Genomic DNA, 12,156 nt, shown 5'->3' on the forward strand with positions numbered 1-12,156 from the left:
GGTTTGCAAATATAAAAATAATACTTCCGCTAAAAATAGCCATAGCGCACGCGGCGGCTATTCTAAATCAAAAATCAAAAATTCGTTTCTTCCCACGTTTGAAGGACCGCCATCTGCACCGGGGTATGGAACCAGTGTTCCCCGCCTTCCATGATCGTCAGATGCGCCCCGCTTTCCTGACGGAAGCGCTCGATCATGGTGCGGCTGGTCAGGGCATCTCTGTCACCATACAGCACCTGCGTGCGGCCATGCCAGTGCAGCGGATGTTCCCGCACCCAGCACAGATACGGCCATGAGAGGGTCTCCCCAAGATCCGTGGGGATCTCCCCTGCCCGCTGCAGCTGTTCCTCGGTCACATGGGCATATTGCATCATATTCGTGATGAGCGCTTCCATATCCACCACCGGAGAGACCAGCAGGGTCTGTTCCGGCGCGTCTCCCTGCAGCGCCTGCATGGCAAGCCACGCGCCGATGCTGACCCCATACAGCCGGATATGCGCCCACACCGGCTTCATGCGGGCGTATACGGCTTCTATCTCCGGCACAGCCACCCACGGCAGAAGCCGCTCAGGGCTGTTTTTCCGTGCGCCATGCTCGGGCAGGTCGATAGCCAGCACCTGCCAGCCCGCTTCACAGGCTGTAGCGGCAAAACGTTCTGCTTCTTCCTTGCAGCCGTTCTTGCCGTGGAGATAGAGGTAAACATTCCGGCTCCGGCTGCCGTACAGAATGGCAGGGATGCCCGCAAGAGTCATGGTTTGTTTTTTCATAAGGGATTCTCCTTATCCGATCATGCTCTCCATTCGGAGAGACGTTTTGTTTACACTGCGCATTGCTTTTCGTCCTCCCTTCTTTCCGTTTTCTCTATGATAGCACATCCGCCCGCCAAACACAAACAAAAAGGAGCCGCAGCGCCCTGTTACGGGTACTGCAGCTCCCAATTCAACTTTGGAAGTTAAATTACTTCACCATGCTTGCAACTTCAGCAGCGAAGTCGTCGGCACGCTTCTCCAGGCCTTCGCCCTTCTGGAAGCGGGTGAACTTGACGATCTTGATGTCGCCGCCCAGATCCTTAGCGACCTTAGCGGTGTACTGAGCAACGGTCAGGTCGCTGTCCTTGACGAACTCCTGATCGACCAGGCAGTTCTCCTTGAAGAACTTCTTGATCTTGCCCTCGATCATCTTCTGCTTCACAGCCTCGGGCTTGTTAGCGGTCTTGGGATCGCCAGCCATCTGAGCCAGCATGATCTCCTTCTCCTTGGCCACGACCTCAGCGGGGACAGAAGCCTCATCGACATAGCCGGGGTTAGCAGCTGCGACCTGCATGGCGATGTCCTTGCCGTAGGTAACGAACTCGTCCTTAGCCTCGATGCCGTTGGTGGTCTCGAAGTTGACCAGAATGCCGTGGGTGCCGCCGCCGTGGACGTATGCAGAGCAAACGCCCTCGTAACGAACGAAACGGCGAACCTTGATGTTCTCCTTGATGACCAGGATCAGGTTCTTCAGAGCCTCGTCCACGGTCTCGCCGTTCTCGGTCTTGCAAGCCATCAGAGCCTCAACATCAGCAGGGTTCTGCTTCATGATGACCTGAGTAGCCTCCTTGACGAAAGCAACGAACTTGTCGTTCTTGGCAACGAAGTCGGTCTCAGCGTTGACCTCGATGACAACACCCACCTTGCACTGGGGGCAGTAGTCAGCGTAGACCATGCCCTCGGCAGCGGTACGGCTTGCCTTCTTGGCAGCGGTAGCCAGACCACGCTCACGCAGGATCTCGATTGCCTTCTCGAAGTTGCCGTCAGCCTCAGTCAGAGCCTTCTTGCACTCCATCATGCCGCAGTCGGTCTGCTTGCGCAGTTCCATAACGTCCTTTGCAGAAATAGCCATTTTCGTATTCTCCCTTACACGTTATTTTGTTGTTTGTGGGATGGGAAATCAGGCGTTTGCTGCATCCTCAGCGGGAGCGGCCTCCTGGTTGCCCTGCTTGCCTTCCAGCACAGCGTCAGCCATAGCGCCAGCGATCAGCTTGACAGCGCGGATCGCGTCGTCGTTGCCGGGGATCACGTAATCGATCTCGTCGGGGTTGCAGTTGGTATCAACGATAGCCACGATGGGGATGTTCAGCTTGCGGGCCTCAGCAACAGCGATGCGCTCCTTGTGAGGATCAACGATGAACATAGCCTTCGGCAGGGTCTTCATGTTCTTGACACCGCCCAGGTACTTGTCCAGCTTCTCCATCTCCAGCTCCAGCTTGGCAACTTCCTTCTTGGGCAGCAGCTCGAAGGTGCCGTTCTCCTTCATCTTAGCCAGCTGATCCATACGGTCGATGCGCTTGCGGATGGTGCGGAAGTTGGTCAGCATACCGCCCAGCCAGCGAGCATTGACATAGTGCATGCCGCAGCGCAGAGCCTCGTCACGGATGGACTCCTGAGCCTGCTTCTTGGTGCCGACGAACAGGATGTCGCCGCCCTCAGCTGCAACTTCCTTCACGTAGTTGTAAGCCTCGTCCAGCTTCTTCACGGTCTTCTGCAGATCGATGATATAGATGCCGTTGCGCTCGGTGAAGATGTACTTAGCCATCTTGGGGTTCCAGCGGCGGGTCTGGTGACCGAAGTGCACACCTGCTTCGAGAAGCTGCTTCATAGAAACGACTGCCATAGTAAAAATACCTCCAGATATTGTTTTGCCTCCGCACACCGTGATCCCGGGCCGTATCGGACGGTTCGGGACTGCCCTCCACCCATTTGGGCACAAAAGGGCATAGTGATGCGTGTGTAATGCCTTGTTATAATATCACAAACAAACGCCGGTTGCAAGAGTTTTTCTCTGTTTTTTACAAAGAAATCGTCTGTTTTTCGCTCATTTGCCTGTGTCCACGCCGCTCAGGCCCGCAAGGCCCATGCGCTGCAGCGCATATCCTTTGCCGAACATCAGGTCGTACTGCAAAAGCCAGTGCTCTGCGCACCACCGCTGCTGGAACTCGGTAGGCTCCTGCGTGGTGGTGCCGTCCAGATTCATGGTGGTTCCGCGGGTATTGGTGCGGCTGGCCACACGCAGCTGACGGTTCAGGAACTGGAAGTAGAGCGGCTCTTCCAGACCGTAAATGTCCATCATCACCGGCGAGATATCGTAAGCGGCAATGGTGCCAAGGTCCACCTGCTGCTGGCTGTAGTTGGACCACATCAGCAGCGTGGTCTGGTGCAGGCGGGGGTCTGCGCTGGAATCGCTGGCATAGCCGGTAGTGGTGTAGACATCGTAATTGGAATCGATGGGGTTATAGTGGTCGCCCCAGAACACCAGAATGACCGGCTCGTCCACCTGCGAGAAGTATTCGGTCAGTTTGCCCATCATGGCATCTGCATCCCGGATGCCGGTAGCAAAATCTTCCAGCGCGCCCACGGTGCTGGGCTTGAGGCCCGCCGGGTGGGACAGCACCTTCACCCGCTCGTCGTCCGGGTAGTTGTCCTTGTTATAATTGGTATGGTTCTGCATGGTGACAGCGTGCAGGAAGATGGGCTTGTCCGAGCTAGACTTCATGCTCTCGTACTGCTGGATGATCTGGTCGGCCATGGAATCATCGGTGACAAGGCCGCTGGTCCAGTAGTGCTTGCGCACCTTGGTCACGCCATGCATATCCTCAAGGCTGATAAAATCGTCAAAGCCGAGGTTGGGGTAAGCCTTGTCGCGGCTCCAGTATTTTGCCCAGAAGCAGTGCACGGCTGCGGTCTGGTAGCCCTTGAGCTTGAGGTAATTGGGCATGGCGAACATGGGCTTGGTCACATGCTGCTGGTAGGGCTTGCTGCCGCTGGGCAGGAAGGATACCGAGTAGCCGGTAAGGGCTTCAAACTCCACATCGCAGGTGCCGCCGCCAAAGCTGGGGCTGTAGGCCCGGCCATAGGCGCTGGTCTGCTGCAAGGCGTGCAGGTTCTTGGAGACATCGGTATCAAAGGTGATGCCGTACTGTTCCAGCTCCGAGACATCCCAGTAGGACTCGTCCATCACATAGATGATGGTGGGCTGCTTCACCTGCTCGTCCTTGGGGGTCACGGCGCTGTAGCTGGTGGAGTACAGCGGGCTGGTGGCAAACTTCTGGCTCCCGTCCACATTGTCCAGCAGGGCATCCACCGCTTCCTGCGAGTATTCCTCAGGCTTCGAGATCTCCAGATTGGTGAGGTTGGTCATAAAGCCGGTGATCACGCCGTAGTAGCGGTAGTAGCGGTCCTGCATCCATGCATCCGGCGTAATGCCCAGCACCTGCGTGACCGCGGGCTGCAGGTACACGCCGAACACCAGCAGGCAGAGGGCCGCTATAGTGGCGGCACTGCCCGCCAGCCGGGGCAGCCAGCGCTGTTTGTGACGGCCGCGGAACAGGAAGAAGCTGCCCACCGTCAGTGCCAGCACCACGATGATGGTCACGACCATGCTGGGCTGGATCTTGAGGCCCGCAGCGGATGCCACACCGGCAGCTTCTGACACCTGTGCCAGATCCCATGGCAGGAACGGCTCGCCGCGCAGCTGCAGGGTGTAAAAGTTCACCGCGCAGGGCGCACAGCCCAGCACCGCCATGCCCAGCGTGGACAGCGGCGGACAGCGGAACACCCAGTCCAGCAGCAGCCACACCAGAAACAGCAGCAGCCACGCCAGCAGATAAGCCCCGATGTGCGGGAAGATAAAACTTGCAAAAACATCTGCGCTCAGGCTCCCGCGGGCGATCCCCTCGCCCAGCAGCAGCACGATCAGCGATGCCGCCAGCGGGAATACCATCCGCAGCGCCAAAAGCGGTTTGGGAGTTTTCATAATTCCTGTTCCTTTCCTCATCCGTGAAACCTCAGATCATACGCAAAAGCACATTTCTTTACGCTTTTTGCACAAAGCTTCTGCGATTATTATAGTCACTTTCACAAAAAAGTCCACCCTGTTTTTGCAAAAAATTTACAAACCCAGCTTCACGCGCAGCTTTTGCCACCATTTGAGCTGTTCCGGCTGCGGCGGTGCTTCCGGCAGGGCCGTGTGCACCAGCACCGCATCCGTGCCAATGGTCTCGATCTCCTGCCATGGAATGGTCAGGCTATCGTCCCGGCCAAGCAATCCGAACAGCCTTGGCCGCCCCAGCAGGATCAGGCTCTGCAGCCGGGCGGTGGCAGGGTCAAAGGTCAGGTCGTCGGCCCGGCCAAGGCAGACCCCCTGCTCCAGCTGCACCACCTCTTTTTCACACAGTTCCCGGATGGTCAATGCCCTTCTCCCCTTTCTGCCACAGCTTATGCAGCCACCGGGCACATCATGCAAAAAGCAGTGGAAACCGCATGGCAGATTGTGGTATACTGTGGGCAGAGCATTCCATGAGAAACAGAGGAAATTTTAAATGTATAAAAGCATCGTGTTTGATCTGGGCGGTGTCATGGTGGATTTTGCCCCCCGCGCCTATCTGGTAGACCGCATTTGCAATGAAGAGATCGAAGAGCAGGTGTACGACCTGACCTTTGGCAGCGAGGAGTGGAAGCAGCTGGATGCCGGGCTTGTCTCCCGCTTTGACGGCAATCAGGCCATGCTGCGCAACGCCAAGGCCGCCGGGCGCGAGTTTGAGGTGCAGGGCGTGCTGGACGACTGGCTGCACATCCTGCGCCCGCGCCGCCGGATGCAGGAGCTGGTGCGCCGCCTGAAGAACCATGGCTACAGCGTGTACTATCTCAGCAACATCCCGGAGGACGTGCTGGCCCTGCTCAAGGAGCGCGGCGTGCTGGACCGCTTTGACGGCGGCGTAGCCTCCTGCGAGGTGCACATCAACAAGCCCGACCCCCGCATCTATCAGGCCCTGCTGGATAAATACGGCCTGAAGGCCAGCGAGTGCGTGTTCATCGACGACAATCTGGCCAATGTGCAGGCCGCATTCACGCTGGGCTTCGTGGGCATCCGGATGAAGGAGAGCGTGGGCACCCTGATCCGCAGCCTTGCCACCTGCAATGTGGCCCTGCGCTGACCTCCGTGACCCAAAACAGCTCCTGCCGGAAATGCTCTGGCAGGAGCTGTTTTGCTGCTTTAGGAATTACTTTTTCTCGTAGCTCTGGCAGTAGTGCGGGGTCTCCACCTGCTGCGTATCGCAGGTGCACTGCTCGGTCACTTTGATCTGGGGCAGGTCGCACTTGCAGCCGCTCACATTGTGGCAGCACTCGCAGACATCACAGGTAACGCCGATGTTTTCCATATTTATCACCTCTCTGTCCACAGTATGGCCTGCGGGCAGGGTGTTTATTCTGGAAAACTCAGCCAGCCTTTTTCGCTTCGCGCTTAGACCGGAGTGTGACTGCCGCATGCCGGATGGAAAGCACCGGGTGCACCGGCAGCATCCGCGGGCCTGCCCAGCGCATCACCGCGCGGATCTTCTCCCGCATTTCCGGCTTGTAGCAGTGCACTTTGCAGGCCGAGCAGAAGGTTTTGGTCTCCATGAACGGGCATTTGTCAATGCGGGTCAGGGCGTAATCGTGCAGCTGCCGGCACTCCGGGCACAGGCTGCCTTTGGGTGTTTTGTGCTGCCTGCGGCAGTAAAGAGCGATCATCTCGCTCACCAGCATCTTTTCATCTGCGCGCTTCTGATCCAAGTTCTTCGGGGTATCCTGCATGGGACGGGGCCTCCTGCTGCCTTATTTTTTTCTACGGTCCGACCGCATTGCAGCGCGGCGCACCGCACGGCGCAAAAATGCAAAGCCTACCGTAACACCAATTGCTGCAGCCACTGCCATATACACCGCCTTCTGAAACCAAAGCGGCAGGAGCGCAGACCTTTCCGTCTGCTGTCCCCTGCCGCAGTTTTGATGCATTCTGTACAGAGGCTGCTGCTTTTGCACGAAAGTTAGCATTTACTAACTTTCAGCTTTGCAAAAACACCGTTTTTCGGTGTTCTCATAGTTTATCGCAGCTGTCTCTGTTTGTCAAGAGAAGTTTCTCCTGTTTACCATGCAGCCAGATCTGCACCCAGCTTGCGGCATGCAGCCTGAACATCATCGTCCGGGGCCTCGTTGCAGATCAGGCCCTCACCGTTCAGCACCTGTGCGCCGTCGCCCTGAGCACGCTCCACCCAGTCACGCATCCACTGGCCGTCGCCCCAGCCGTAGGAGCCGAACAGGGCGATCTTCTTGCCGTTCAGAGAACCCTCCAGATCAGAGAACATCGGCTCGAACTCGCTCTCCTCCAGCTGCTCAGCACCCATTGCGGGGCAGCCAAAAGCCACTGCATCAAACTCAGCCAGCTTTGCGGCGTTCATCTCGCTGCAGGGCACGATGGTGCCGTTTGCACCCTCTGCCACGCAGTTTGCCATGGTCTCAGTGTTGCCGGTTGCGCTCCAGAATACGACTGCTACTTTGCTCATAAAGATCGTCCTCTCTCAAATCAATATTAGTTAGATATATCTAACTTTATGTTCCATGAAAATGCGTCCAACCACGCAGACGCATCCCCATTTGGTTAGTATCTTCTAACCACCGATAGAATACCACAGCTTCCCGGCTGTGTCAAGCCTTTTATGCAAAAAGAACTGCCGCGGCTGAAAGTACGCCGTAGATCACCGGCTGGTGCAGCAGATACAGCAAAAGCGAGTGCCGGCCCATCCAGCCCAGCGCCGGGCAGACCGAACGGCGCAGCGGTTCCATCCGCGCCCGGCCCACCACGCCGTGCAGAAAGTACCCTGCCCAGAACAAAAACAGCCACGGCAGCAGGGCAAAATAATCGGTGGAATAAAAATCGAAGGGCAGAAAGCCGAAAAACGCTGTAAAGTAATTCGCGTACCATGCATCCGGCAACGCAAGGCGCAGCCCGCCGAAGCCGAGCCAACGCTCGTCCAGATGATAAGTCAGTGCAAACAGCACCGCCGAAACCGCCAGCCCTGCGGCGGGCGGGATCTTTTTCAGCAGCGGTTCCAGCACACCGGTGAGCAGCATGGCGCTGCCCAGAAAGGTCAGCACGCCAAAAATGACCCGCTCTCCCGGCATGAACACCAGCGTCACCGCCGTTACCAGCGCTCCGGCGGCAAACACGGTAACACCGCGCCGCAGCATATGCCGCCCAAAGGGCGCACAGAAGCCGGACAGCAGAATGAACACCCAGCAGATGGTCTGCTGCCACAGACGCCCCGGCATTCCCGCGTACCAGTCCATCCAGATGCCGAACAGGAACATCATGTCCCAGCAGGCATGGTACAGCATCATGCTGACCAGATCCAGCCCGCGCAGCTCGTCCAGCAGGGCGTAGCGGCCCGCCGGGGTCTTTTGCTGCACTCGTCGTTCGTTTTCCATTTTCCATATTCCCCTTTGCTGTGTTTCGCAATACGATATGACAAATTATAACCCGCCGCCGCTGTGCCTGTCAACGGAATAGTTCCGTAGGTTGAACAAAAAAACCGCTGCACAGCGGCAAAGCCATGCAGCGGTCAGAATGGATAACCGGGGAAACCTTATCAGACTTCGGTGTTGAAGTAGCGCTTCAGCAGGCCCTCAAAGCCGCGGCCGTGACGGGCCTCGTCCTTTGCCATCTCGTGAACGGTGTCGTGGATGGCATCCAGATTCAGGGCCTTTGCCTTCTTGGCCAGATCCATCTTGCCTGCACATGCGCCGCACTCGGCCTCGGCACGCATCATCAGGTTCTTCTTGGTGCTGTCGGTGACAACTTCGCCCAGCAGCTCTGCAAAGCGGGATGCGTGGTCTGCTTCCTCGTAGGCATAACGCTTGTAAGCCTCAGCAATCTCGGGGTAGCCCTCGCGCTCAGCCACACGAGCCATTGCCAGATACATGCCGACCTCGCTGCACTCACCCTCAAAGTTTGCGCGCAGGCCATCCACGATCTCCTGCGGCACGCCCTCGGCCTTGCCGATGCCCACAACATGCTCGGTGACGTAGGTGTTGCCGGTCTTTTCCACAAAAGCGGAAGCAGGAGCCTTGCAGACGGGGCACTGTGCCGGGATCTCGCCTTCAGCAATATAACCACAAACGGTGCAAACGTACTTCTTCATAAGAATAGACCTCCATCATTCTTTTTATATCAGTTAGAAAACAGGCTGGGCGGTGTTGGTACTCACCGGCCCTTGTCATGGCTCTATTATAGCGAATAATTCCTAGTTAGTCAAGGATAATTTTAAGAATAATTCCTATTTATTTTGCCTTACAGATAAATTCCGGCAGGGTCACTAAAAACCATCCTCAAAAACTGTGTGCTTTGCCCTGTGCACCTTAAAAACAGCAAAGCCGCCCTGCACACACAGGACGGCTTCTGCCTTGTTCTTCCTTCTTCTATGGGAGATCAGACCTGCAGGTTGCTGCTGGTAGCGGCTTCGGAGCCGTCGGCAGCATCAAACTCGTAGTCGTTGCCGGGCAGGATAGCGTTCAGCAGGATGCCTGCGATCGCGGCCACAGCCAGACCGGACAGGTTGATGGTGACACCTGCAACGGCAAAGCTGACACCGCCCACAGAGTTGAAGCCCAGTGCGCACACCAGAATGACAGCGGCCACGATCAGGTTGCGGCTGTTGGTAAAGTCCACGCGGTTCTCCACCACATTGCGCACACCGATGGCGGAGATCATGCCATACAGCACAAAGCTGATGCCGCCGATGATGCCGGTGGGGATAGTGTTGATGACAGCCTCAAACTTGGGGCTGAAGCTCAGGATGATGGCCAGGACAGCCGCAATGCGGATGACCAGCGGATCGTAGATCTTGCTCAGAGCCAGCACGCCGGTGTTCTCGCCGTAGGTGGTATTGGCCGGGCCGCCCAGCAGGCCGGCCATGGTGGTTGCAAGGCCGTCGCCCAGCAGGGTACGGTTCAGACCGGGGTCGTTGATATAGTTGTGGCCCACGGTTGCGCTGATGGCGGCGATATCGCCCACATGCTCCATCATGGTTGCCAGTGCAATGGGGATGATGGTGAACAGTGCGCTGATGAACTCCGGGCTGCCGTCGATGGCAAACAGGCCCATGGCCTCCTTGTGCAGAGGGATGCCCACCCATGCAGCCTCAGAAATGCGCTGGAAGTCCACTGCACCGGTCACCAGTGCCACTGCATAGGACACCAGCACGCCGATGAGGATGGGCAGGATCTTGACCATGCCCTTGCCCCAGATGTTGCACACGATCACGACACCCAGTGCCACAAAGGCCAGGATCCAGTTGGACTGGCAGTTTTTGATAGCAGAGGGGGCCAGGATCAGGCCGATGGAAATGATAATGGGGCCAGTGACCACCGGCGGGAAGAACCGCATGATGCGGCGGATGCCGAAGGTGGAGATCAGCAGGCTGGCCACCAGATACACCAGACCGGAAAATGCGACGGCGGCGCAGGCGTAGGGCAGCATCTTGGTGTTGGCAACGGTCAGGTTGCCGTCTGCATCTGCCAGCATGGGGGCCACGATGGAAAAGCCGCCCAGATACGCAAAGGAGGAGCCGAGGAATGCAGGCACCTTCTTTTTGGTAATGAGGTGGAACAGCAGGGTGCCCAGACCTGCGCACAGCAGGGTGGTGGAAACGCTCAGGCCGGTGAGCAGCGGCACCAGCACCGTTGCGCCGAACATGGCAAACATGTGCTGCACGCCCAGAATGAACATGCGGCCTGCGCCCAGCTGGCGCGCGTCGTAAATGCCTTTGGAGTAATCGATCTTTTCACTCATGAAGTTTTCTGCCTCCTACAGAACTCGCAGCCCCAAAAAAAGAGGCACCGCCGTCAGCAAAACGGCAATGCCCCTGAAATTTGGGAACAATGATCCCGCCCGGAAATGAGAAGTGCAATGCAGCGCAGTCGATGATTCTTGTGCAGCATGGTGCGCTCCCCCTTTCATTCAGGCTCTTTCCAAACCGCCGCCAAAAGCCCCGCAAAAGGCCGCAGCGGGCAGTCCTTCAAGAGATTATAGCAGACTTTTTGCCGCCGTGCAACCATTTTGCTTAATTCTCCTGTATTTCCAGCCCGGAAGTTTGCGCCGCTTCTCTTGCAATCCGGCCCAAAGCGCACTATAATATAACCTACCATTGTAATCTGTATTATAAGAGAATTATCAGGAGAGTTTATGATCTATCTGGATTATTCCGCCAATACCCCGGTAGACGAAGCGGTTTTACAGCGCTTTTGCGAGGTGGAGCGCAATTGCCCGGGCAATGCCAATTCCCGCCACGCAGCAGGCACTGCCGCAAAGGCTGCCATCGATGCCGCCACCCAGAGCATTGCCCGCAGCCTGAACGTGCAGCCCGCCGAGATCATCTATACATCCGGTGCCAGCGAGGCCAACAACTTTGCCATCAAGAGCATCGCCCGGCTGGAGCGCCACCATGGCAGTCACATCATTTCCACCCCGCTGGAGCACTCCTCGGTGAGCGGCAGCCTGACCGCCCTGCAGGAGCAGGGATACGAGATCGACCTTGTGGACATCCGGCAGGACGGCACGGTGGACCTTGCCCACCTGAAAGAACTGCTGCGCCCGGACACCATTCTGGTGGCCGTCACTGCCGTGGACAGTGAGCTGGGCGTGGTGCAGCCGGTGGCCGAGATCGCGGAAATGTTGAAGGCCTGCCCCCACTGCCACTTCCATGTGGATGCCACACAGGCCGTGGGCAAGCTGCCGGTCAGCTTTGCGGGCATCGACACCATGAGCCTGACCGCCCACAAGTTCTACGGGCTGAACGGCATCGGTGTGCTGGTCAAGCGGCGCGGCCTTGCGCTGGAGCCGCTCATCCATGGCGGCGAGAGCACCACCCTCTACCGCAGCGGCACCCCCACCGTGGCGCTGGCCTGTTCGCTGGCGCTGGCACTGGAAAAGGCAGTGAGCGAGCTGCCCGCCCGGGTGGAGCACATCCGCGCCCTGAACGCCCGCCTGCGCACCGGGCTTGCCCAATACCCCAAGGTGCGCATCAACAGCCCGGACACCGCCGTGCCGCAGATTTTAAACCTGAGCGTACAGAACGTGAAGGGCACCGTGTTCCAGCGGGAGCTGGATGCCCAGGGCGTATGCGTCTCGGTCAAATCGGCCTGCTCTTCGGACGGCCTGCCCTCCCGCGCCGTGTTTGCCGTGAGCCATGACCGGCGCAACGCGCTGTCCTCGTGGCGCATCAGCCTGAGCCACCTGACCACGGAACAGGAGATCACTGATTTTATGCAGGCGTTCGATGCCTGTTACAACGCCCTGACGCAATAA

The 12,156-nt window shown here is 57.7% G+C and carries 13 protein-coding genes; 2 read left to right on the top strand and 11 right to left on the bottom strand.

Annotated features, from left to right (window positions below; translation table 11 throughout):
- Window positions 1-74: 74 nt before the first annotated feature.
- From J3348_RS02515 to J3348_RS02535, 5 genes are all read right to left on the bottom strand, one after another.
- Window positions 75-767 (bottom strand): alpha/beta hydrolase, encoded by a 693-nt coding sequence (locus J3348_RS02515; RefSeq protein ID WP_207698230.1) that lies wholly within the window; start codon window positions 765-767, stop codon window positions 75-77.
- A gap of 190 nt (window positions 768-957) precedes the next feature.
- Window positions 958-1,881 (bottom strand): translation elongation factor Ts, encoded by a 924-nt coding sequence (gene tsf / locus J3348_RS02520; RefSeq protein WP_005940319.1) that lies wholly within the window; start codon window positions 1,879-1,881, stop codon window positions 958-960.
- A 48-nt stretch (window positions 1,882-1,929) separates the two neighbouring features.
- Window positions 1,930-2,652, bottom strand: coding sequence for a 30S ribosomal protein S2 (gene rpsB / locus J3348_RS02525; protein WP_005940316.1), 723 nt, complete (start codon window positions 2,650-2,652; stop codon window positions 1,930-1,932).
- A 201-nt stretch (window positions 2,653-2,853) separates the two neighbouring features.
- Window positions 2,854-4,791 (bottom strand): sulfatase-like hydrolase/transferase, encoded by a 1,938-nt coding sequence (locus J3348_RS02530; RefSeq protein ID WP_207698231.1) that lies wholly within the window; start codon window positions 4,789-4,791, stop codon window positions 2,854-2,856.
- Window positions 4,792-4,926: 135 nt separating this feature from the next.
- The gene (locus J3348_RS02535; RefSeq protein ID WP_097774865.1) at window positions 4,927-5,226 is read right to left on the bottom strand and encodes a YlmC/YmxH family sporulation protein; all 300 of its coding nucleotides are present in this window, start codon (window positions 5,224-5,226) and stop codon (window positions 4,927-4,929) included.
- Between the two features lie 130 nt (window positions 5,227-5,356).
- Between J3348_RS02535 and J3348_RS02540 the strand changes: the two genes are divergently transcribed.
- Window positions 5,357-5,971, top strand: coding sequence for an HAD family phosphatase (locus tag J3348_RS02540; protein WP_005940304.1), 615 nt, complete (start codon window positions 5,357-5,359; stop codon window positions 5,969-5,971).
- A gap of 66 nt (window positions 5,972-6,037) precedes the next feature.
- Here J3348_RS02540 and J3348_RS02545 read toward each other — a convergent pair whose 3' ends face one another.
- From J3348_RS02545 to J3348_RS02570, 6 genes are all read right to left on the bottom strand, one after another.
- Entirely contained in the window at window positions 6,038-6,196 is a 159-nt protein-coding gene (locus tag J3348_RS02545) for a DUF1540 domain-containing protein (RefSeq protein ID WP_097777933.1), read from the bottom strand.
- A 58-nt stretch (window positions 6,197-6,254) separates the two neighbouring features.
- Window positions 6,255-6,611, bottom strand: a complete 357-nt coding sequence (locus J3348_RS02550; protein WP_005940299.1) for a nitrous oxide-stimulated promoter family protein — start codon at window positions 6,609-6,611, stop codon at window positions 6,255-6,257.
- Between the two features lie 329 nt (window positions 6,612-6,940).
- Window positions 6,941-7,357 (bottom strand): flavodoxin, encoded by a 417-nt coding sequence (locus J3348_RS02555; protein ID WP_005940293.1) that lies wholly within the window; start codon window positions 7,355-7,357, stop codon window positions 6,941-6,943.
- A gap of 151 nt (window positions 7,358-7,508) precedes the next feature.
- Complete coding sequence (locus J3348_RS02560) at window positions 7,509-8,279, bottom strand: heparan-alpha-glucosaminide N-acetyltransferase (RefSeq protein WP_207698232.1); 771 nt, start codon at window positions 8,277-8,279, stop codon at window positions 7,509-7,511.
- Between the two features lie 161 nt (window positions 8,280-8,440).
- Complete coding sequence (locus J3348_RS02565) at window positions 8,441-8,992, bottom strand: NADH peroxidase (RefSeq protein ID WP_005926148.1); 552 nt, start codon at window positions 8,990-8,992, stop codon at window positions 8,441-8,443.
- 287 nt (window positions 8,993-9,279) lie between these two features.
- Entirely contained in the window at window positions 9,280-10,641 is a 1,362-nt protein-coding gene (locus J3348_RS02570; protein WP_005940287.1) for a uracil-xanthine permease family protein, read from the bottom strand.
- 393 nt (window positions 10,642-11,034) lie between these two features.
- Here J3348_RS02570 and J3348_RS02575 point away from each other — a divergent pair, with 393 nt between their 5' ends.
- Entirely contained in the window at window positions 11,035-12,156 is a 1,122-nt protein-coding gene (locus tag J3348_RS02575; protein WP_207698233.1) for a cysteine desulfurase family protein, read from the top strand.

It is taken from the genome of Faecalibacterium sp. Marseille-Q4896, assembly GCF_017377615.1.
Taxonomy (GTDB): Bacteria; Bacillota; Clostridia; order Oscillospirales; family Ruminococcaceae; genus Faecalibacterium; species Faecalibacterium taiwanense.